Source organism: Lysinibacillus sp. BF-4, assembly GCF_000743635.1.
GTDB classification, from domain to species: domain Bacteria; phylum Bacillota; class Bacilli; order Bacillales_A; family Planococcaceae; genus Metalysinibacillus; species Metalysinibacillus saudimassiliensis.
Genome location: NZ_JPUW01000030.1, coordinates 1 through 22378, shown reverse-complemented (window position 1 = coordinate 22378; position 22378 = coordinate 1). Strand labels below are relative to the sequence as shown.

Genomic DNA, 22378 nt, shown 5'->3' with positions numbered 1-22378 from the left:
CCCAATTTAAGGGATTGCAAGCCGTTTTAGCATTTAGTGCTTATTTAGTGAAGTCAATTACCATACGACCTGTAATTTTGCCTTCTTCCATTTCTTCAAAGATATCATTAATATCTTCAAGTGGGCGTAATTGTACTTTAGGCACTACTTTACCTTCAGCTGCAAATTGGAATGCTTCTTCTAGGTCTTGACGAGTACCAACTAATGAACCTACTACTTGAATACCATCAAGTACAAGACGTGGGATGTCTAAGTCCATTTTATCAACTGGTAAACCTACAGCTACAACGCGAGCGCCAGCTTTTACTACGTCAATTGCTTGGTTGAAAGGTGTTTTAGCTACAGCTGTAATAACAGTTGCATCTAAGCCTTTACCGCCAGTAATTTCTTTAGCTTTAGCTACAGGGTCTTCGTTTAATGAGTTAACGATTACGTCTGCACCTAACTCTTTAGCAAATGCTAATTTTTCGTCGTTAATATCGAAAGCTACTACTTTAGCGCCGAATACGTTTTTCGCATATTGTACAGCTAAGTTACCTAAGCCACCAATACCGAATACGCCGATCCATTGACCAGGACGAATGTTAGATTCTTTAACTGCTTTATATGTTGTAACACCAGCACATGTAACAGATGAAGCTGCTGCTGGGTCTAATCCTTCAGGTACTTTTACAGCATAATCTGCTGTTACAATTACTTCTTCAGCCATAGCGCCGTCTACTGTGTAGCCTGCGTTTTGAACTGTACGGCATAATGTTTCGCGGCCTGTATTACAGTACTCGCAGTTACCGCAGCTTTCAAACATCCAAGCGATAGATACGCGGTCGCCTACTTTTAAGCTTGTTACGCCTTCAGCTACTTCGATAACTTTACCAACGCCTTCGTGTCCTAAAATAACACCACTTACGTCGCCAAAGTCAGCATTTTTAACGTGTAGGTCTGTGTGACAAACGCCACAAAATTCTGTCTTAACAAGTGCTTCACCATGTTTTAATGGACGAAGTTGTTTGTCCTCAATGCTTACTGATTTATCTTTAGTAACAACTGCTGCTTTCATAAATGAAAACCTCCTTGTAATCGTAAATGAATGCGTTTCCACATTTCGCTTTCATTGTATTACAGACGACCTATGTTTGTATAGTAATTCGAATTGTTAGAAAAAATAACAAAGCTTATTTTAAAAGAGATTTGCGCATTAATAAAGGACGATTTAACGCGAACGCTAAAAAAATAAAATTAATGAATAACGTTATTTTTATTAGCAAAAAAGGCAAGTGGTGTTGTATTAAAGAAAAAGTAAGTGTGCTATACTTTTAATGCTCTTTTAACTAATTTAGGCAGAAGTCGCCCAACCTCTATAGGTGGGTGATGAATGCCGTTCGGTATGAGGGTTACCTTTGGTAACTCGAAAACCGACAACTAAGGCATAGATACTTTTGAAAGAATTTCAAAATCGTATCACATTACTTTAGTTGAGTGGCATCATGATAAGGACCACATTCACATCATGTTCAAGGCACAACCGAAAACGGAAATGACCAAATTCATCAACGCCTATAAAAGTGCTAGTTCTCGTTTGATAAAACGTGACTTTCCAAAAGTGAAACAATTTCTTTGGAAGGAAATGTTTTGGTCTAAAAGTTTTTGCCTTCTGACTACTGGCGGCGCGCCAATTGATGTCATAAAGAAATATATTCAAAATCAAGAAAACAATCACAAATAGGAAGCAGGTGAACTTTATGGAACGACTAAAAGCATACAAATTCAGATTATATCCAACAGAAGAACAAGAACTTTTCTTTGCGAAGTCTTTTGGTTGTGTTCGTAAAGTTTATAATCTAATGCTTGAAGACAGAATAAACGGTTATGAGGAAACTAAAAATGATTCATCTAAAAAAAGAATTTTTCCAACACCCGCAAAATATAAAAAAGAATTTCCGTACTTGAAAGAAGTGGACAGTCTTGCGCTAGCTAATTCACAACTCAATTTAGACAAAGCATACAAAAACTTCTTTCGTGATAAATCCGTTGGATTTCCTCGATTCAAAAGTAAGAAAAATCCTGTTCAAAGTTATACAACCAACAATCAAAATGGAACAATCGCCTTGATGGATAATAAATTCATCAAAGTACCTAAGTTAAAATCATTAATTAGAATTAAGCTCCATAGACAACCTAAAGGGGTTATCAAATCTGCAACGATATCACGTCGTTCTAGTGGCAAATACTATATTTCTTTGCTGTGTAAAGAGGAAATCAGCGAGTTACCAAAAGTAAATTCAGCAATTGGTATTGACCTAGGTATTACTGATTTTGCGATTTTTTCTGACGGTCAAAAAAGTGATAACAACAAGTTCACGTCTAAAATGGCAAAGAAACTCAAACGTGAACAACGCAAATTATCAAGACGTGCCTTATTAGCTAAACAAAAAAGTATCAATTTGTCTGAAGCTAGAAATTATCAAAAACAAAAACGTAAAGTTGCAAGGTTACACGAAAAAGTAATGAATCAACGTACTGATTTTCTGAATAAGCTAAGTACAGAGCTTATCAATAATTACGATATTATCTGTATCGAAGACTTAAACATAAAGGGTATGTTGCGCAATCATAAGCTAGCGAAAAGTATTTCAGATGTATCTTGGTCTAGTTTTGTGACTAAATTGCAGTACAAGGCTGACTGGTATGGTCGTGAAATTATAAAGATAGATAAATGGTTTCCATCAAGTCAAATTTGTTCAGAATGTGGACATAAAGACGGAAAGAAATCTCTAGAAATTAGAGAATGGGCTTGTCCTATTTGTCATACTTGTCATGACCGAGATATCAATGCCAGTATCAATATTCTGACCGAAGGTCTAAGAATACACTCATTAGCTTAGATAAAATCAAAAACCGTAGGAACTACGGGGATAGCTTGGTAAACAAGAGACACCACTGTTAGTAAAGAAATACGCTATCAAGTATGCTTTCTTCCCAAGAAGCTCCCACTTCAAGCGTTAAGAACCGATAGGTTTAGCTAAGTGGTGAGTAGTTCACGAGTAAGAGGTTCGTAACCATCCCTCTATAAAAAACTAAGGAGATGTTAGTATGCAATTAAATCAAGATAAGGCGGTCGTTGTATTTAGCGGCGGTCAAGACAGCACGACATGTTTATTTTGGGCGTTACAAAATTTTAAAGAGGTATTTACGCTAAGCTTTGATTATGGGCAACGTCATCAGCAGGAGTTAGCACATGCTGAGGCAATCGCAAAAGAGCTTGGTGTGTCGTTTCATATTATGCCAATGCATAGTATCAACGAGCTGTCACCTAATGCCTTAACGAAAAAAAATATCCCCATTGCTAAGCGTGATGATGGTTTGCCTAACACATTTGTGCCAGGGCGCAATCATATTTTCTTTTCGTTTGCAGCGCTATATGCGTATGCGGTAGACGCACGACATATTATTACAGGTGTGAGTGAAACAGATTTTAGTGGCTACCCTGATTGTCGTGATAATTTTATGAAATCATTAAATGTAACACTAAATTTAGCGATGGACGCGGACTTTGTGTTGCATACGCCGTTAATGTGGCGCGATAAGGCAGAGGTGTGGGCATTGTCAGATGAGCTTGGCGCTTTTGATTTTGTACGCGAAAAAACCTTAACGTGTTATGAGGGTATTGCAGCAGATGGTTGCGGGGAGTGTCCTGCCTGTGTGCTTCGCCGTGAAGGGCTAGTACAATACTTGGCAAGTAAGGATGCTACACAATGATTCAACAAATTTACCCAACTGTTGCGCATCCGTTTCGTTATGAATTAAATAAAGATATGCATTTTTCGGCTGCACATTTTATCCCTGCGGAAGCTGCAGGTGTTTGCGCGAGAATGCATGGCCATACGTATTTTGCTAATCTCACAATTGCGGGGGACGAGCTTGATGCTATTGGCTTTTTAATAGATTTTAAAGCGCTTAAAGATGCTGTACATGGTGCTTTTGATCACACAGTTATCAATGACCACCCTGCTTTTCGTACACAAAACCCAACGACAGAGGCGGTAGCGGCATATATTTGGCAAGCGATACAAGCATTGCTTGATAGTAAGGGTAATCATGCACGCTGCCTACAAGTGTTTGTACGCGAGACGCCAACGAGCTATGTGTGCTATCGTCCAAAAGAGGAGGACTTTGATGCGTAAGGTACCTGTTCTTGAAATTTTTGGTCCCACGATTCAAGGTGAGGGCATGACGATTGGTCGCAAGACATTATTTGTACGTACTGCAGGCTGTGATTATAGTTGTAGCTGGTGTGACTCTGCTTTTACATGGGACGGCTCACAGCGACCTACTATGATGACAGCACCAGAAATAATGGAGCGCTTAATGGCGTTAGGGTTAGCACGTACAATGCACGTTACACTTTCAGGAGGTAACCCGTTATTGCACGCAAGCCTTGGTGAACTAGTTGAGGCATTAAAGGCTATGGGAGTAACACTAACTGTCGAAACCCAAGCGAGCATTTGGCAAGATTGGTTGTTACGTATTGATGATGTTACATTGTCACCTAAACCGCCAAGTAGTGGCATGACTACAGATTTAGCTGTGCTAGATTGTTGGGTAGAGCGCCTACAAACACATTCTTTCAGCATGAAAATTGTAGTGTTTGATGATGCAGACTATGCATTTGTGAAGCTCTTATATGTACGTTATCCTAACGTCACTTTTTATGTGCAACCAGGTAATGCAGATACTACAGCGCAAGATGAGCAAGCAACAGCTATGGCGTTACTAAAACGTTATGAATGGCTGATTGATAAGGTTAATACGTGTGACGTACTAAAAAAAATCTATGTCTTGCCGCAACTCCATGCTTTAGTGTGGGGCAATAGACAAGGTGTATAAAAAGTAGGCCCACTCTAACATTGCGAGTGAGCCTACTTTTTTTATTTGATTTCTATTATAGATATATGCTAAGAATCAAGGCGCCCTGTAATTTCTACGACATCGAAGTAATTATGCAAAATATCTTTGCAGCGTAGCATAGTTTCACTGTATAAGTGTGAGGCAACATTTACTCCTACTGCACTACCACCATGGCTACGAAGTTCATTAACAGTAGCATCGATAGTTTGTTGCCACGCTTGTTGTTCTTCATTGAATTGAGCCAATTGTTGTGGAGGAAGTGCAGATTGTAAGACATCATCCATCTCATTAAAAATATTTTGTATACGACCGTATGCTTCCTCATAGATGTGCCGTACCTCGGAGTTAGGATACATTTCATATAACATTTCATGAGGAGCCCCATCAAATGCATATGTTTCAACAAAATAAATTTGTGTTAAGTGAGGAGCATATTGTGCTAGTACTTCTTTATAAGAAGGTTCTGCAATTACAGGTGTTTGTTTTGGCGTAGGTTGCACCGTTGTTTCCTCAGTTAGAGCAGGTGGGACTGCCGTTATAACTTCTTCCTTAATCGGTTCCACATTTTTTGTAATAGAATCAGCTACAGGTTCATGTAGTGTAGCCAGTTCTTTTTTTAACTGTGTAATAACTTGATTTTTCTGTTTGAGTTTTTGATCTGTCGATAAAAAAGCCATGATCAATAAACTCAACATAATGCAGCAAGCCCCTAATGACAGCAATGCAATAGTTCTCCATTGATTCATTATCTTACCTCAATTCTATTGTAGTTAAAAGTGCATAGTAGCTTTGTATAAATTATCTGCTGTGGTCGCAACATCTAACGTGTTGGTACTAATGGATTGGATCATTGTACCAAGCCCTGCAATTTCACTAGCCACCTGCGAAATTTGTTGCTTATTATGATTAACGGCCTGTGAAATTGTCATAAAGGTTTGTTGTGTTGCTTGCGAAACATCAACACTCGTGCGTACGTTTTTACGCATATCCTCAATCATAGTGACTGCTGCATTGGTTAATGAAGTAGACGTGTCAATAAGCGCAGTAATGCGTTCGACAGAGTCGCGTGATTGCTCTGCTAGCTTGCGTACTTCTTGAGCAACGACCGCAAAGCCTTTGCCATGCTCACCAGCGCGTGCCGCTTCAATTGAGGCATTGAGCGCTAGCAAATTTGTTTGCTCTGCAATGGTTTTAACGAGCGTAATAATCGAAATAATTTCCTGTGAGGAATGGCTAAGTTGCTCAATAACTTTTGCCATTTCGATGGTATGTACAGTAACTTGTTCCATCTCTGTTTCTAACTGTGCAACATCTTGTTGCCCTTTATGTGCATCTTGTTGCACATCATTGACAATAGTAATATTAGCCGCGATGGTTTGTTCAATCGTATATGTGTTGTTTGTAATATGTGTAATCGTCTCTGTTGTACCTTCTGTTAATTGTTGCAGGTTTTTTACAATAGCTAGCGTGCCTTGCTTTAATTCATTTTTTACGGCATCAAATTGTTCATCACGTAGGCGCACATTTTCTTTTTCGTACTCTTCTAAAACAATCTGCATTTCTAGGTTAATTACTTTGGCTACGACTTTCATGGATACACCTTTTAATTGGTTATTAGGTAGCCGTTTAGCGAGTAGTGCAATCATTTCTTCTTGTAGTTGTTGAAACATGCCAATATACCATTTAGGTGCTAACCCAATTTGAAAGTGAACCTTTGCTAAACGTTGCTTGCGCTGTAAAGCCTGATCATCTAGCACGCCACTAAACATATCCGTAATATAGCCAATGAGTGCCTGTTTAAGGCGGCTCACTTGTGTGCGCTCATCTATAATCTGTTTGAGTTCAGGTACAACTAAAATGGCATCATAAAAGACATCTGTAATACGCTCAATATCTTCCTTAATATAAGGTTGCAATTGTTTTAACGTGCGCAAATCATCTATAGTAAAATGAATGAGCTCAAGTTGCTTACGTAGTGAAGGGTCAGTCACTTGTAATACCGTATGAACGGCAGGTGTAGTAGGTAAATCCATTGGGGAAACTTGCTTAGGTTTAGACCAAAAAGCCATAGTCATTAACTTCCTTTCATGATGATGTAGTAGTTTCATCTTATAATAACAATGACGAAAAGTATAATAAAATTTAGTAAATAAGATGTAGTAATCATGTAATTTTATAAAAAAATACACGAACAAAGGCGGATAAAATATGCATAAATTTACGATAGCACTAGATTGGCAAGGTGGTAGAGATGCGGTAGGTGATTTACAATTGCGTCACAGTAGCACGCCTATTTCAATTCCTGTAGAGATGGCAGGACCAGATGAGGGCACAAATCCTGATGAAATGCTGTTAGGCGCAGCTGCAACTTGTTATATTATTTCTTTAGCAGCTATTTTAGAGGGCTCTGGCATTAAGGCTACAATTACGATGACCTCTGATGGTTTTGTAGAGCAAGACCGCTTGCTGACGTATAAAAAAATCATACATCGTCCAAGGATTTGTATTGAGGATGCCAGTAAGGAGCGCCTCGTACAACGTATCGCAGAGAAGGCTGAGCGCACGTGCATGATAAGTCGCGCGTTACGTGGTAATGTAGACATTGCGCTTGACGTAAAGATAACAATAAAAGAGGGATAGTATGAAACCAAAATTAGTACTTGTAGACGGCATGGCATTGTTGTTCCGTTCGTATTTTGCTTCGGCAGCAATGGGTCACTTTATTCGATTACCAGACGGTACACCAACTAACGGAGCACAGGGTTTTGCCCGCCATGTTATTACAGCTAACACGATTTTTAAGCCAGATTATATGGCGATTTGCTGGGATATGGGAGCAGTAACGTTCCGTAATGATATTTATGATGGCTATAAAGCCAATCGTCAAGCTCCACCAGAAGAAATGCTACCGCAGTTTGATATGGCAAAAGAGCTAGCCGAGCGTTTAGGCTGGCATAATTTTGGCGTCAAAGGTTTAGAGGCAGATGATTTAATTGGCTCTATGGTGAAGAAGTGGCAACATGAAGCAGACATTACAGTAATTAGTGGTGACCGCGATTTACTGCAATTATTGCGTCCTAATGTGCGTATTGCATTAACTAAGAAAGGCTACTCTGAGTACAATATTTATGATGAGGCGCGCTTTGTGGAGGAGTATGGTATTTTACCTAAACAGTTTGCAGATGTTAAAGCGTTTATGGGTGACACAAGTGACGGCTATCCGGGGGTTAAAGGTATCGGCGAAAAAACAGCCCTGCAATTGATTAAAAAGCATAACTCTGTGGATGGCGTGTTGCAGGCACTAGCCACTTTAACGCCTGCGCAGCAACGTAAAATTGAAGCGGACAAAGATATGCTAGTCATCTCCCAACAACTCGCTGAGATTCATTGTGATGCACAAATTGATGTGGCACTTACTGCTCTTACTTTACCTACATATGAAGGGGTAACCGAGCAATTAATGCAGGATGGCTTTAGCTTACTGGCACGCCACATTAACCAAAATAAACCATGAAACAATAAATCATCTTTGCTATACTCTTAAAAGAGGTGATTTACGTTGTACGTGCAAAAGAAAAAGAGATTTCGATTAGAGCTAGAGGGTCTGCGAGCTGTAGCGGCAATTTTAGTGGCAGTGTACCATATTTGGTTCAATCGAATTTCTGGCGGGGTAGATGTATTTTTTGTAGTATCAGGCTTTTTAATTACCACATCTATTTTGTCCGTCTATGCAAAACAAAAAAAATTAAATATCATTGCGTATGTAGTTAAGCTGTTAAAGCGCTTAATGCCTACCGCATGGTTTGTTGCCATTATAACAATGGTACTGAGCATTTTTATTTTACCTATGACCAATCGCGCAGCTACTGTGCAAGAGTTTGTTGCATCATTATTGTATTTCGAAAACTGGAAGCTCGCGTTTAGCTCCGTTGATTATTTAGCCGAAAACAATAGCGCTTCGCCCTTTCAACAGTTTTGGGCATTAGGCATTCAATTTCAATTTTATTTAATTTGGCTCGTATTATTTACGCTTGTTATATTTATATACCATGCCTTCCGGGCGCGTAATATAAAAAAGGTAGCAGCATTAATCATTACATTAACTGTGATTGCATCATTTAGCTTTTCGGTTTATTTTACGTCAGTTAACCAACCTTTTGCGTACTACCATACGTTTACACGTTTATGGGAGTTTGGTGTAGGTGGCTTACTAGCATTAGTAGCAGCTAACATTACCGTACATAAAAATGTCGCGTTTGTATTTGGCTGGGCTGGACTGTTAGGTTTAATTGCTTGCGGTATCATCTTTCAAGTGGGCAATGTATTTCCAGGATTTGCAGCGCTTTGGCCTGTAATATGTGCTGTACTCATAGTGCTAGCTGGTGATTCAGCTAAAAAAGGTAGTGCCTATGCCGTGTTGAGCTTTAAGCCTTTAGTGAAGTTTGGTGGTATTTCGTATGCCTTTTATTTATGGCATTGGCCTATTTTAGTGTTTTATTATGCACTATTTGATGTAGAGCAAGTAAGTGTACTAGCAGGTTTAGGTATCTTAGTGCTGTCTGCAGTGCTAGCGTATATTACGATTAATTTCATCGAAAAACCAATTCGTACGATGGATGTTAAAACGATGCCTGCTTTTATTACAATTGCCGCATTAATGACCATTGCGCTATTAGGTAATTTTTATTGGCAACACAAAGAGCAGGAGCGCATTGCGCAAGTTGCTGCTGAAACAGAGCGCATTCTTCAAGAGAAGGAAGAAGCACGTAAAAAAGCGGCGATTAAAGAGCAACGCGAGCTCGAAAAGAAATTTAAGGATTGGGATATTTCATTTAATAATCCTGGTGCTATGGTTAAGTTTTTGGATGAGCCAATGTATACCTCAGACGAAACAATTACGCCAGCTGTTGATGTAGCTAAGCAAGATGTATCGCCTGTCTATCCTGATAAATGTATTACCAAAATTAATGAAACAAATGTAGTGATATGTGAGTATGGTGATACAAAAAATTATGAGCACGTGGTAGCCATTATTGGAGGTTCACACTCCGCACACTGGGTGCCTATGCTCAATAAGTTTGGTAAAAAGGAAAAAGTAAAAATCGTAACTTATATTAAGCCGCGTTGTCGTCTGCAATTTAATAGTCAAGAGGATAAGGGACACTGTGCCCCGTGGTTTGATGATGCGATTGAACAAGTTATTAAAGACAAGCCCGATTTATTATTTAGTGTAGCGGACATTGGTAAGCAACAGCTACCAACGATTCCTGAGGACTTTAATAAAGCATGGGAACATCTTGATAAACATGATATTCCATTGTTTTTAATACGAGATAATGTATGGTTTGGCTATAATATTGTGGAGTGTGTTGAAGAAAATGCAGGTGATCCTACAAAATGTAAAAAGCCGCGTAATGAGGCAATTGCAGAGCCAAGTCCAATGAGTCTACAAACAAATATACCGGATAATATTACGTATATGGATGTGACAGATTATTATTGCGATGAGGAGTATTGTTACCCTGTTGTTGGTAATATGATTACACATTTTGACTCTAACCACTTTACATCAACTTTCTCAGAAACATTTGCTCCGATTATTGGACCAGAAATTAAAGCAGTGCTTGAAAAAAATAAGCAAGTAAAAAGAGACTTACCTAAGCGGTGAGTCTCTTTTTGTTAGTTGTACAAATGTTAAGGCATGGGCACTTGTAGCGTAATCAAAGGTAAAGATATTACCGTTACTATTACCTATAAAATGTAGTTGGTCATGCTGTAAGTAATAACTTGTAAGGACTACCCAGTGATAGCGATAATACGCTTTGCGCCAAGGTGTACATGAGGTAAAGCAATCAAATTTAGCAAGCACAGGTAATTGACAATCTAATAATTTCATTACCGTTTTAACAGATGCGCGTGCTACAACAAAGTCATCGCCAAGTAAGCGTTTAGCATTACGGATTAGACATGGCGTAAATAATCCCAAACGCGTTGTGCCAAGCGTACGATAAAGTTCGTTAATCGAATATGTAAGCCCGTAATGTGACAATACAATATGCGTAGCAGTCGGACCACAGGCAGAGTCGCGCCACGCAGCTTTAACGGACGGGTCATATTGTGAAACCATTACACACGTAGTAAGCGTTGAATTTTATCTAAACGCTCGTTAATATCTTTCAAATCTTCTGTTAATAAAACAGAGGCCTGACGCTCATAGTGAAGCTTTTTATTGTTACGTTGCTCTGCGCGTTTAATAAAACGTATCGTTAGTATAAATAAAATAACAATTACAAATAGAGGTAGTAGCAAAAGGGTTGTAGCTACTACATCACCTAAATTAATCGTTGACATAACAAACCTCCTTAAATTTCTTCTAGTATTTCTTCAATGCGATGTACGCGTAATTTCATTTCCGCTACTTGGTGCTGCAACTCTTGCGCACGCACACGTTCTATTTCTAAACGTTCATTAGCACGTTGCTCTGCACGTTTAAAAATACGCATGACAATAACAGCAATTGCGATAAAAATTAACAAAGGCAATAAGCTAACAAGCATAGTTACTAACAAGCGATCACTCCTTCTTTTTTTTAAGTGTTAAGGACGGGGCGAGCTGCGCAATTAGCTGTGCATTAAGGTCGAAGTCAAATGGCTGTAAAGTATAATACTTTGCGGCCTTACCACTTTCTAAAATTTCACTATGTCCTTGGATTAAATTGGCCTCCTCAAGTTTTTTGAGATGTAGATAAAGTAGTGGTCGACTAATGCCCACATCTCGCGCCAACTGACTAACATATTGTTGTTGCCTTGTTAGTTGCTCAATAATTTTGAGACGCAGCGGGTGGGCAAGTGCTTCAAAGACAGCTAATAGCTCATCGCCAGAATTTAATTGTTTCATATGTAATAAATTTATTACATATAGAAAAATTTGTCAAGGGCTTGTCAGTAAGCAAGAGCATCTGTTAATATTAAAAATAAGTGAGCCGACTTAGTTTAGTGGTAAAACAGATGCATGGTAAGCATCAGAGGACAGTTCAATTCTGTCATTCGGCATATAAAAAAAGCCTGCGAAATTTTTCGCAGGCTTTTTCTTATGCTTGGGCGTCTAAAAATGCTGTAACTTGCTCAGGAGATTTAGCGTTGGCACTGTGTAAATGTGCAAGTTTTTCGCCATCTTTAAAAATTAATAAGCTTGGAATACCCATAACATCGTATTTTTCTGCAAGCTCTGGTAGGTCGTCGCGATTAGCTTCGTACCATACGTACTTATCGTAGGCTGTAATAATAGGATCAATAAACATATCCATACGTGTGCAGTCAGGGCACCAGCCTGCATAAAATTTTACAAGTACATCTTTACCGCTGTTAATAATTTCATTAAACTGTTCAACTGTTGTGATTTTTTCCATTGTATTCACACTCCTCCTATGTAGTGTACACATAATTGTCGTCACTATAAAATGATATGTTTCAAAACATGTAAAGAAGGCTATATAAAAATTATACGAGGAAAAGGATTGCGTAATTTGTAGAAATAATTTACACTAATAACAGAAATGATGTTTATATTTTTTTACACAAAAAATGAATGACTGTTCATTCAAAGGGAATAAAGGGGGAAATGCTTGTGACTTATTCAATTAAAAAGGCAGCTGTACTTGGCTCTGGCGTTATGGGCTCGGGTATTGCCGCACATTTAGCAAACATTGGTATTCCAACATTACTTTTAGACATCGTACCGAAAGAGGTAACGGCTGAGGAGCAGGCGCAAGGGTTAACACTTGAGCATCCAGCTATTCGAAATAAATTTGCGACAACAGCGCTACAAAAACTAACAAAGCAAAAGCCAGCACCACTTACTACAAAGCGTAGCCTAGCGTTAATTACAGCAGGCAACTTTGAAGATGACCTCGACAAGTTAAAAGACGTGGACTGGATTATTGAAGTTGTTGTAGAAAATTTAGCAATCAAACAAAATCTTTACGAAAAAATTGATAAGGTGCGCGCACCACATACCATTATTAGTTCAAATACATCGGGTATTAGTATTGATGCGATGGCAGAAGGACGCTCGGAAGGGTTTCAGAAGCACTTCCTTGGTACTCACTTCTTTAACCCACCACGCTATTTAAAGTTACTCGAAATCATTCCAGCTAAAACAACTTCACCTGAGGTTGTTTCATATATGAAAGCGTTTGGCGAAGATGTTTTAGGCAAAGGCGTTGTGTTAGCTAAAGATACACCAAACTTTATCGCTAACCGCATCGGCACTTATGGCTTATTAGTTACTGTGCAGGAAATGCTTAAGCGCGGCTACTCTGTAGGTGAGGTGGACGCTGTAACAGGGCCACTAATTGGGCGACCAAAGTCAGCTACTTTCCGTACATTAGATGTAGTAGGACTTGATACATTTTTACACGTAGCCAAAAATGTTTATGACCAAACGACGGGTGAAGAGCAGGCAGTATTTGCGGTACCAGCGTTTATTAGTGAAATGGTAGAGAAAGGTTGGCTCGGTGCTAAAGCAGGTCAGGGCTTCTTTATTAAAAAGGGGCGCGATATTTTAGAGATTGATCCTACTACGCTTGAGTACAGTCCAGTAAAAAAACTCAAAACAGCTTCCATGGCACAAGCTACACAAGTCAAAGGCTTAGCAAATCGTGTGAAGCTACTGACGTACGCAGATGACCGTGCTGGTGAATTACTATGGCATGTTTTAGCACCAACCTTACGTTATGCTGCACAACTACACGGTGAGATTGCAGACGATATTGTAGCCATTGATAACGCTATGAAGTGGGGTTTTGGTTGGACACAAGGTCCATTTGAGGTTTGGGACGCGCTTGGCGTGGCACAATCTGTAGAAAAAATGAAGGCAGAAGGGCATGACATCCCAGCTTCGTAGAAAAAATGCTAGCGGATGGCTTTACAACATTTTATAGCGAGTTAGACGGTGACTTAGCGTACTACAATGGTGCAGGTTATGAAAAAGTACCAACTAATGATAAAGAAATTAATCTGAAACGCTATAAAAAGAAGCACGGTGTTATTAAAAGTAATGCAGGTGCTAGCTTAATTGATTTAGGTGAAGGTATAGCATTACTAGAGTTTCATTCCCAAGCAAATGCGATTGGCCCAGATATTATTCAAATGATTAATTACGCAGTGGATGAAGTCGAGAAAAACTACAAAGGGCTTGTGATTGGTAATCAAGGCAAAAACTTCTGTGTAGGTGCTAACCTTGGCATGATCTTAATGGAGGCACAGGATGATAATGTGTTCGAACTCGATTTCATTATTAAATCATTCCAAGATGCGATGATGCGTATTAAATACGCTACTAAACCTGTAGTAGCTGCACCATTTGGTATGACACTTGGTGGTGGGGCAGAGGTTTGCTTACCAGCCGCGCATATTCAAGCCACAATGGAAACGTACATGGGGCTAGTAGAAGTAGGCGTTGGCTTAATTCCTGGCGGCGGTGGCAATAAAGGGCTATACGAAAAGTTCCTTAAAGGTTTGCCAACAGGCGTAGAGGTGGATTATCAACCTATCGCCAACAAAGTATTCGAAACAATTGCGATGGCTAAAGTTTCGACATCTGGCGCAGAGGCACGTGATAATAATTTCTTAGATTTTGCTGACGGTGTTTCGGTAAATCCAGATCACCAAATTTATGATGCTAAACAGGCAGCACTTGCATTATACGAAGCAGGTTATACAGCACCAGCGCGTGAAAAAGTCGTAGTAACAGGTGCACCAGGTTATGCCACATTATATATGGGTGCTCGTGGGTTACATGAGTCCGGCTTTATTAGTGATCATGACTTAGCAATCGCTAAAAAATCAGCTTACGTTATTGCAGGTGGCGAAGTACCTTATGGCACAGTTGTAGATGAACAATATTTACTCAACTTAGAGCGCGAAGCATTTTTACAGCTTGTAGCGCACCCATTATCACAGCAACGTATGCAGCATATGTTAACAAAGGGAAAACCATTACGTAACTAAGCTAAAGGGGGAAATGGATTATGCGTGAAGCGGTAATTGTAGCAGGTGCAAGAACACCTATTGGAAAAGCAAAGCGAGGCTCACTCGCAACTGTGCGACCTGATGATTTTGGCGCATTAGTAGTGAAGGAAGCATTACAACGAGCAAATTATGATGGACCAGTTGAAGATATTATTATGGGCTGTGCAATGCCTGAAGCAGAGCAAGGAATGAATGTAGCGCGCAATATTGGTGCGTTAGCTGGATTACCAGATACAGTGCCAGGTTTAACCGTTAATCGTTTTTGTTCGTCAGGCTTACAAACAATTGCTTATGCCGCACAGCAAATTATGCTGGGGCATGCGACAGCAATTGTTGCAGGTGGCGTGGAGTCAATGTCAATGATTCCGATGACAGGTAATACTGTGCGTTTAAATCCTAAGTTAGTTGAAGAAGCACCCGAATATTATATGAGCATGGGGCACACAGCAGAGCAAGTGGCTGTGAAATATAATGTTAGCCGTGAGGAGCAAGACGCGTTTGCTGTTCGCTCTCATGCATTAGCCGAAAAGGCGATTAAAGAGGGCAAATTTAAGGATGAGATTGTACCAGTTGAGGTAACCCAGCATTATGTAGATGCTACTAACAAACAGCAAACACGCACATTTACTTTTGATACAGATGAAGGGGTTCGTCCAGGTACATCAGTTGAGGGCTTAGCGAAGTTGCGCCCAGCCTTTAATGTTAAGGGAAGTGTGACAGCAGGTAATGCCTCTCAAACATCAGATGGTGCAGCAGCTGTACTCGTTATGGACCGACAAGAAGCAGAGAAGCAAGGCATGACACCAATGGCGAAGTTTTTAGGTTTTGCAGTTGGCGGCGTCCCACCAGAAATCATGGGGATTGGCCCAATTGTAGCAGTGCCAAAGGCGTTAGCTATCGCAGGTTTAACAATTGAGGATATTGATTTATGGGAAATCAACGAAGCCTTTGCCTCTCAATCACTGCAAGTAGTGAAAGAACTCGGCATTGATATTGATAAGGTCAATGTTAACGGTGGCGCAATTGCGTTAGGGCATCCATTAGGTGCAACGGGTACGATTCTTACATTGAAGTTATTACATGAATTAAAACGACAAGGTAAAAAATACGGTGTTGTTACGATGTGTATCGGTGGCGGTATGGGTGCAGCAGGCGTATTTGAAATAATCTAAACACAAATTGGGGAGGTTTTTAGTATGACAGAAATTATTAAAGGCGGCGGATTTTTAATTGAGGAAGCGGATGTAAATCGCGTATTTACACCAGAGGATTTTTCAGATGAGCATAAAATGATTGCAAAAACGACAGAGGACTACATTACAAATGAAGTGCTTCCGTATGTTGATAATTTAGAAAACCACGAATTTGAGCACTCTGTGCGTCTATTAAAGAGCGCAGGTGAGCTAGGTCTACTAGGTGCTGATGTACCAGAGGAATACGAAGGCCTTGGTTTAGATAAAATTTCTTCAGCATTAATTGCAGAAAAAATGTCGGTAGCAGGTGGTTTTTCAATTACACATGGTGCACACGTAGGCATTGGTTCATTACCAATCGTGTTATTTGGTAATGAGGAGCAAAAGAAAAAATACTTACCAAAGTTAGCGACAGGTGAGCTTATTGCGGCATACGCATTAACAGAGCCAGGCTCAGGCTCAGATGCATTAGGTGCAAAGACGACAGCTAAACTTTCGGCAGACGGTACACACTATGTACTAAACGGTGAAAAGCAATGGATTACAAACGCAGGCTTTGCGGATGTATTTATTGTATACGCTAAAATTGACGGCGATAAATTCTCGGCATTTATCGTAGAGCGTGCGTATGATGGTGTATCGGTTGGTCCAGAGGAAAAGAAAATGGGTATTAAATCGTCATCAACACGTACTTTAATTTTAGAAGACGCTAAGGTACCAGTAGAGAACCTATTAGGTGAGGTAGGACGAGGCCATGTCATTGCCTTTAATATTTTAAATGTAGGGCGTTATAAATTAGGTGTAGGTACAGTGGGTAGCTCTAAGCGAGCATTAGAGCTTGCGGTGAAATACACAAATCAACGTCAACAATTTAAAACAAAACTCTCTGATTTTTCATTAACAAAGGATAAATTAGCAACAATGGCAGCGCGTATTTATGCATCGGAGTCATTAAACTACCGTACAGTTGGTTTGTTTGAGGATCGCCTTGGTCAAATGGACGAAGCGGCACAAAAAGACGGTAAAACAATTGCGGCAGCCATTGCAGAGTATGCGATTGAATGCTCAATTGCAAAAGTAGTAGGCTCAGAAACACTAGATTACGTTGTAGATGAGGCTGTACAACTACATGGTGGGTATGGCTTTATGGCAGAGTATGAAGTAGAGCGTATGTACCGTGATTCACGTATTAACCGAATCTTTGAAGGTACCAATGAAATTAACCGCATGATTGTACCAGGTACTTTTATGAAGAAAGCCTTAAAAGGTGAACTGCCTCTATTACAAGTAGCGCAACAACTACAGCAGGAAATCTTAACAATGATGCCAGAGCAAATTGGCAACGAGCCACTTGCGAAGGAACAGTATTTAGTACGCAATGCTAAAAAAATCGGTGTGCTAGCTGCTGGTCTTGCAGCGCAACGCTTTGGTGCTAAATTAAATGACGAGCAAGAGGTGCTAGTGAGCATCGCTAATATTGCTAATCAATTATATGCGATGGAATCGGCAGTGATTCGTACAGCTAAAGCTATTGCTAAGGACGGCGTAGAAAAAGCTTCGCAAAAAGTGCTCTATACTGAAATTTTTGCACAAGAAGCTTTTGCGCAAATTGAGCAAGAGGCAAAAACTGTATTACTGCACGCAACAGACGGTGATCAAGCACGTATGATGCTATCAGCGTTACGTAAATTAACACGCAATGAACCGTATGACGTAATTACTAAAAAACGTGAGGCTTCTGTTAAAATTATCGAAGCAGAAAAGTACGTCGTGTAATAACGTAAGCAGGCTACCCCTAGCCTGCTTTTTTTATAGTTCCCTGTGTGCGAAATTTTTGCTATACTCAACGCGTATTGTAAAGAGGGGGAATGACCTGTGTTAACATTAATTCAATATCCAAATTGCACAAGTTGCCGTAAAGCAAAAAAATGGTTAGAGCAACAGGATGTAGCTTTTGAAGCGGTGCATATTGTGGAGGCTACACCAAGTGCTGAGGAGCTAAAGGCGATTTGGCAGGCAAGTGAGTTGCCATTAAAAAAGTTTTTTAACACATCAGGCATGAAATATCGTGAGCTAGGCTTAAAAGATAAGCTAGCTACTATGACGGAGGATGAGCAATTAGCGCTCCTTGCATCAGACGGTATGCTAATCAAGCGACCTATCGTAACAGATGGCCAAAAGGTAACATTGGGCTTTAACGAAGAAACGTTTGAACAAACTTGGCGCTAAGGTTTGTCATGCTTGTTTTTGTTTAGCAAATATGGCAAACTTAAAGTGCAAAGTATCATTTAAAATGGAGGGGTTTTTGACATGACAACACCTAAAGACTTACGTTATTCTGAAGAACACGAATGGGTAAAAGTAGAAGACGGCAAAGCACGTATCGGTATTACACACTTCGCACAATCTGAGCTAGGCGATATCGTTTTCGTTGAGCTACCAGAAGTTGGCGATACAGTAACAATCGACGAGCCATTCGGTAGCGTTGAATCTGTTAAAACAGTTTCAGAGTTATATGCACCTGTTTCAGGTAAAGTTGTAGAAGTTAACGCAGAGCTTGAAGACAATCCAGAATACGTAAATGAGTCTCCTTATGAGCAAGCGTGGATGGTAGTAGTTGAGCTTTCTGATGCAGCACAACTTGATGATTTAATGGATGCTGACAAGTACGACGAAATGACACAAGAATAATCACACAGCGCCCCCGAATTTTTCGGAGGCGTTTTTTTATAGGAGGCGTTGGTATGAAGTGTCTTATTGTTGAGGGACGCTCGGATAAAGAGCGCTTGCAACGTGTATTAGCGGAGGACGTGACGATTGTTTGTACGAATGGTACAATCGGGCAAACGGCACTTGAGGAGCTACTAGCACCTTATGAGCACTACACACTCTACACATTTTTTGATGCTGATAAATCAGGGGATGCCTTACGTAAGCTCATGATGCGCACGTATCCTGAGGCAATACAGCTTCAAACTACTAAAATGTATAAGCAAGTAGCAGAGACACCCAAACGCTTTTTAGCAAATGTATTAGCGCGTGAAGGCATACGTGTGAAAATTGATAGGATATAAGGTTGTGGCAATATGGAACAATGGACAAAAGAGCAATTTGAGCAATATAAGGCAGAGGGTAAGGCGGCACTCTACGTTTACACACCGATGTGTGGTACGTGTCAGGTGGCCTCGCGCATGATGGAAGTTGTGAAGCACTTGGTGCCACATCGTAAAGTTGGCGCACTCGATTTAAATTTTGAGGAGCAATTGGCAATGACATATGAAATTGAAAGTGTACCTTGCTTACTAATTGTAGACGACGGAAAAATTACTGAAAAGGTCTATGCTTTTCAATCTGTACCTTATTTGTACGAATTGTTAAAAAACTAATTGACACTGTAAAATGTACATGGTAAAGTGTCTCATAACAACAACAAACATATATCGAACTCTTATCAAGAGAGGCGGAGGGAAGTGCCCTATGAAGCCCGGCAACCAACACGAAAGTGAAAAGGTGCCAATTCACACAAAGAGCAATCTTTGACAGATGAGTGGTCGGTTTACACGTATAGATTACGTCAAACCCCTCCACCTATTTACACAGTGGAGGGGTTTTTACTACTAAGGAGGTTGACGCTCATGATTACACTAAAAAACATTGTAAAAAAATATACAACAAAAAGCGGTCCTCTCACAGCAGTTGATCAAGTAAGTCTAACAATTAATAAAGGCGAGATTTTTGGCATCATTGGTTATAGTGGTGCAGGTAAAAGTACGCTAATTCGTTTATTAAATGGCTTAGAACAACCTACTGATGGTGAGGTTATCGTTAATGACTTACGCTTTTCGCATATTAAAGGTAAAGAACTACGCGAGGCGCGCCAAAAAGTCAGTATGATTTTTCAGCACTTTAATTTATTATGGTCACGCACTGTTGAAGACAATATTGCCTTTCCATTAGAGATTGCGGGTGTGCCTAAAGCACAGCGGGAGGCACGCGTTAAGGAGTTAATTAGCCTTGTTGGTTTGGATGGTCGTGGTAGCGCCTATCCATCGCAGCTATCAGGTGGTCAAAAGCAACGTGTAGGCATTGCGCGCGCGTTAGCCAATAACCCCGAAGTTTTATTATGTGACGAAGCGACAAGTGCGCTTGATCCTGAAACAACAGACGCTATTTTAGATTTACTTGTAGACATTAACGAACGTCTTGGTTTAACAATTGTGTTAATTACCCACGAAATGCATGTCATTCAAAAAATCTGTAATCGTGTAGCGGTTATGGAAGCGGGTAAAGTAGTGGAAGCTGGCGAAGTGCTCCAAGTATTTCGTAATCCCCAAGCACCCATCACAAAACGATTTGTTTCGCAGTTAACGGGTACAGAGGATACGAACGCAACATTTGCGACAATTCGTGCCCATTACCCAACAGGGCAGTTAATTAAATTAGTATTTGTAGGGGAGCGTACAGAGGAGCCTGTAATTTCGCAGTTAGTAAAACAATATGATGTTAGCGTTAGCGTAGTGCATGGTAACATCTCACAAACAAAGTCAGGACCGTACGGCACATTAGTCGTACATATTGATGGCGACGCCAAAAATATCGAACAATCCTTAGCATTTTTACGCAATGTGGATGTCCAAACGGAGGTAATGTCATGATAGCTGAGTGGTTTCCTAATGTGCAACTAGATAAGATGCTCGAGGCAATGTATGAAACAATTTATATGACAGTTGCAGCTACTGTAATTACCTTTATTTTAGGGCTAGCGCTAGGTATTTTATTGTTTTTGACTTCACCTAATAATGTATGGGCAAATAAAGTTGTTTACTTTTTAACAGGCTCATTCGTCAATATTTTTCGTTCGATACCATTTATCATTTTAATTATTTTATTAGTGCCGTTTACCAAGTTTTTATTTGGCACAATGCGTGGACCTACGGCAGCGCTACCCGTATTAATTATCGGTGCTGCTCCGTTTTATGCACGTATGGTGTTGATTGCTTTAAAAGAAATTGATAAAGGTGTCATCGAAGCAGCTCGTTCAATGGGAGCTAAAACATCAACGATTATTTTTAAAGTGCTGATTCCCGAGTCATTACCTGCTTTAATTTCAGGCATTACAGTAACAGCAGTAGCACTTGTAGGGTATACAGCAATGGCTGGTATAATTGGTGCAGGTGGTCTTGGTCACTTGGCGTATATGCAAGGTTTTCAGCGTGCACGTACAGATGTCATGTTAGTGGCTACCGTAATTATTGTTTTAATCGTATTTATTATTCAATGGATTGGTGACTTTATTACTGCTAAGGTTGATAAACGTTAGGTTATGCCGACAATTGTCGATAACATATAAAACACAAAGGGAGTGCAACAAATGAAAAAGTGGTTATCATTTTTAGTATTATCAGTACTTGTGCTAGCATTAGCAGCTTGTGGCGCAAGCGATAAAGACAAAAAAGACGAACAAACAGCTACAACTGATGATGAAACGAAAAAAGAAGAAACAACATTAACAGTAGGTGCTTCAGATAATCCTCATGCGGTTATTTTAGAACAAGCTAAACCGTTATTAGCTGACAAAGGCATCGACTTAAAAATTGAAACGTACACAGACTATGTATTACCTAACCAAGATTTAGAGTCTGGCGACTTAGACGCTAACTTCTTCCAACACATTCCGTATTTTGAAGGACAGGTTGCAGATAATGGTTATGATTTTGCTAACGCAGGTGGTGTACATATCGAGCCAATCGGTATTTACTCACAAGATTATAAAACATTAGAAGAGCTACCTGAAGGTGCAACAATTTTATTAAGTAGCTCAGTAGCTGACCATGGTCGTATGCTTGCATTACTTGAAGCAAAAGGCTTAATCAAATTAAAAGATGGCGTTGATAAAGTAAAAGCTGAAATCTCAGACATCGCTGAAAACCCAAAAAACTTTAAATTTGATGATGGTACTTCTCCAGAAATGCTTGTACAAATGTACCAAAACAATGAGGGTGACGCAGTATTAATTAATTCTAACTTCGCACTTGATCACGGTATTAACCCTATGAAAGAAGCGATTGCGCTTGAAGATGCAGAGTCACCATATGTAAACATCATTGCGGTTCGTTCAGAAGATAAAGACAACCCAGCGATTAAATCACTAATGGAAGTACTAACATCTACAGAAATCCAAGACTTCATCGTTGAAGAATGGGACGGTTCAGTAGTACCAGTGAAATAAAAGAAAAATCTCTCGCGTAA

General features: G+C 39.8%; 24 protein-coding genes, 1 tRNA gene, 2 pseudogenes and 2 riboswitches. Of the genes and pseudogenes, 19 read left to right on the top strand and 8 right to left on the bottom strand.

Translation table 11 applies throughout. The annotated features are described in order from the left end of the window. Positions 1-40: 40 nt before the first annotated feature. Entirely contained in the window at positions 41-1057 is a 1017-nt protein-coding gene (gene adhP / locus CH76_RS09915; RefSeq protein WP_036145591.1) for an alcohol dehydrogenase AdhP, read from the bottom strand. Between the two features lie 375 nt (positions 1058-1432). Between adhP and tnpA the strand changes: the two are divergent. The 5 genes and pseudogenes from tnpA to queE all read left to right on the top strand — a co-directional run. Continuing rightward, a pseudogene (tnpA, locus tag CH76_RS09910) lies at positions 1433-1723 on the top strand (IS200/IS605 family transposase); the annotation flags it as partial. A 16-nt stretch (positions 1724-1739) separates the two neighbouring features. Then, a complete protein-coding gene (gene tnpB / locus CH76_RS09905; protein ID WP_036145589.1) occupies positions 1740-2882 on the top strand; it encodes an IS200/IS605 family element RNA-guided endonuclease TnpB in 1143 nt (380 codons plus the stop codon). A gap of 157 nt (positions 2883-3039) precedes the next feature. Further along, a riboswitch (PreQ1 riboswitch) is annotated at positions 3040-3084 on the top strand. Between the two features lie 6 nt (positions 3085-3090). Next, positions 3091-3756 (top strand): 7-cyano-7-deazaguanine synthase QueC, encoded by a 666-nt coding sequence (queC, locus tag CH76_RS09900; protein ID WP_036145586.1) that lies wholly within the window; start codon positions 3091-3093, stop codon positions 3754-3756. Next, positions 3753-4181, top strand: coding sequence for a 6-carboxytetrahydropterin synthase QueD (gene queD / locus CH76_RS09895; RefSeq protein WP_036145584.1), 429 nt, complete (start codon positions 3753-3755; stop codon positions 4179-4181). Before queC ends, queD begins: the two co-directional genes overlap by 4 nt. Beyond that, positions 4171-4884 (top strand): 7-carboxy-7-deazaguanine synthase QueE, encoded by a 714-nt coding sequence (gene queE / locus CH76_RS09890; RefSeq protein WP_200877355.1) that lies wholly within the window; start codon positions 4171-4173, stop codon positions 4882-4884. The genes queD and queE overlap by 11 nt, the downstream gene beginning before the upstream one ends. A 68-nt stretch (positions 4885-4952) precedes the next feature. Here the strand turns inward: queE and CH76_RS09885 are convergent, their stop codons facing one another. Beyond that, positions 4953-5651: a lysozyme inhibitor LprI family protein gene (locus CH76_RS09885; protein ID WP_152553324.1), complete on the bottom strand. Its 699-nt coding sequence runs from the start codon at positions 5649-5651 to the stop codon at positions 4953-4955. A 24-nt stretch (positions 5652-5675) separates the two neighbouring features. After that, on the bottom strand, positions 5676-6974 hold the full coding sequence (locus tag CH76_RS09880; protein WP_051910310.1) for a globin-coupled sensor protein: 1299 nt from the start codon (positions 6972-6974) through the stop codon (positions 5676-5678). Positions 6975-7113: 139 nt separating this feature from the next. Between CH76_RS09880 and CH76_RS09875 the strand changes: the two genes are divergently transcribed. From CH76_RS09875 to CH76_RS13535, 3 genes are read left to right on the top strand one after another with little or no spacing between them, the layout of a single operon-like run. Further along, positions 7114-7545: an OsmC family protein gene (locus CH76_RS09875; RefSeq protein WP_036145578.1), complete on the top strand. Its 432-nt coding sequence runs from the start codon at positions 7114-7116 to the stop codon at positions 7543-7545. Between the two features lies 1 nt (position 7546). Further along, positions 7547-8419, top strand: a complete 873-nt coding sequence (locus CH76_RS09870) for a 5'-3' exonuclease (protein ID WP_036145575.1) — start codon at positions 7547-7549, stop codon at positions 8417-8419. 51 nt (positions 8420-8470) lie between these two features. Then, a complete protein-coding gene (locus CH76_RS13535) occupies positions 8471-10573 on the top strand; it encodes an acyltransferase family protein (protein WP_235190385.1) in 2103 nt (700 codons plus the stop codon). On the opposite strand, the gene CH76_RS09860 is transcribed toward CH76_RS13535, so the two are convergent. From CH76_RS09860 to CH76_RS09845, 4 genes are read right to left on the bottom strand one after another with little or no spacing between them, the layout of a single operon-like run. After that, entirely contained in the window at positions 10559-11032 is a 474-nt protein-coding gene (locus CH76_RS09860) for a C39 family peptidase (RefSeq protein ID WP_051910308.1), read from the bottom strand. The two genes, CH76_RS13535 and CH76_RS09860, sit on opposite strands and share 15 nt — an antisense overlap. Then, positions 11032-11256, bottom strand: a complete 225-nt coding sequence (locus CH76_RS09855; protein ID WP_036145572.1) for a hypothetical protein — start codon at positions 11254-11256, stop codon at positions 11032-11034. The genes CH76_RS09860 and CH76_RS09855 overlap by 1 nt, the downstream gene beginning before the upstream one ends. An 11-nt stretch (positions 11257-11267) precedes the next feature. After that, positions 11268-11474 carry a hypothetical protein gene (locus CH76_RS09850; RefSeq protein ID WP_036145569.1) on the bottom strand — a complete coding sequence of 69 codons (207 nt, stop codon included), beginning with the start codon at positions 11472-11474 and terminating at the stop codon, positions 11268-11270. Between the two features lie 4 nt (positions 11475-11478). Continuing rightward, positions 11479-11802: a winged helix-turn-helix domain-containing protein gene (locus CH76_RS09845; protein WP_036145565.1), complete on the bottom strand. Its 324-nt coding sequence runs from the start codon at positions 11800-11802 to the stop codon at positions 11479-11481. Positions 11803-11886: 84 nt separating this feature from the next. Between CH76_RS09845 and CH76_RS09840 the strand changes: the two genes are divergently transcribed. Next, positions 11887-11957, top strand: a tRNA-Thr gene (locus CH76_RS09840). A 38-nt stretch (positions 11958-11995) separates the two neighbouring features. Here CH76_RS09840 and CH76_RS09835 read toward each other — a convergent pair. Then, positions 11996-12313 (bottom strand): thioredoxin family protein, encoded by a 318-nt coding sequence (locus CH76_RS09835; RefSeq protein ID WP_036145562.1) that lies wholly within the window; start codon positions 12311-12313, stop codon positions 11996-11998. A gap of 212 nt (positions 12314-12525) precedes the next feature. Here CH76_RS09835 and CH76_RS09830 point away from each other — a divergent pair. The 10 genes and pseudogenes from CH76_RS09830 to CH76_RS09785 all read left to right on the top strand — a co-directional run bounded on the left by CH76_RS09830 (position 12526) and on the right by CH76_RS09785 (position 22358). After that, positions 12526-14915, top strand: a pseudogene (locus tag CH76_RS09830) (3-hydroxyacyl-CoA dehydrogenase/enoyl-CoA hydratase family protein). A gap of 20 nt (positions 14916-14935) precedes the next feature. Next, on the top strand, positions 14936-16108 hold the full coding sequence (locus CH76_RS09825; protein ID WP_036145559.1) for an acetyl-CoA C-acetyltransferase: 1173 nt from the start codon (positions 14936-14938) through the stop codon (positions 16106-16108). Between the two features lie 24 nt (positions 16109-16132). Further along, entirely contained in the window at positions 16133-17905 is a 1773-nt protein-coding gene (locus tag CH76_RS09820; RefSeq protein WP_036145556.1) for an acyl-CoA dehydrogenase family protein, read from the top strand. Positions 17906-18004: 99 nt separating this feature from the next. Then, positions 18005-18358: an arsenate reductase family protein gene (locus tag CH76_RS09815; RefSeq protein ID WP_036145554.1), complete on the top strand. Its 354-nt coding sequence runs from the start codon at positions 18005-18007 to the stop codon at positions 18356-18358. An 81-nt stretch (positions 18359-18439) separates the two neighbouring features. Then, positions 18440-18820, top strand: a complete 381-nt coding sequence (gene gcvH / locus CH76_RS09810) for a glycine cleavage system protein GcvH (protein ID WP_036145552.1) — start codon at positions 18440-18442, stop codon at positions 18818-18820. Between the two features lie 53 nt (positions 18821-18873). Beyond that, positions 18874-19203, top strand: a complete 330-nt coding sequence (locus CH76_RS09805) for a toprim domain-containing protein (protein WP_036145550.1) — start codon at positions 18874-18876, stop codon at positions 19201-19203. 12 nt (positions 19204-19215) lie between these two features. After that, positions 19216-19515 (top strand): thioredoxin family protein, encoded by a 300-nt coding sequence (locus CH76_RS09800; RefSeq protein WP_036145548.1) that lies wholly within the window; start codon positions 19216-19218, stop codon positions 19513-19515. A gap of 59 nt (positions 19516-19574) precedes the next feature. Next, a riboswitch (SAM riboswitch) is annotated at positions 19575-19679 on the top strand. A gap of 85 nt (positions 19680-19764) precedes the next feature. Further along, a complete protein-coding gene (locus CH76_RS09795; protein WP_036145545.1) occupies positions 19765-20784 on the top strand; it encodes a methionine ABC transporter ATP-binding protein in 1020 nt (339 codons plus the stop codon). Next, positions 20781-21449, top strand: a complete 669-nt coding sequence (locus tag CH76_RS09790) for a methionine ABC transporter permease (protein ID WP_036145543.1) — start codon at positions 20781-20783, stop codon at positions 21447-21449. The genes CH76_RS09795 and CH76_RS09790 overlap by 4 nt, the downstream gene beginning before the upstream one ends. Before the next feature lie 51 nt (positions 21450-21500). Then, positions 21501-22358, top strand: coding sequence for a MetQ/NlpA family ABC transporter substrate-binding protein (locus tag CH76_RS09785; protein ID WP_036145541.1), 858 nt, complete (start codon positions 21501-21503; stop codon positions 22356-22358). Positions 22359-22378 lie beyond the last annotated feature (20 nt).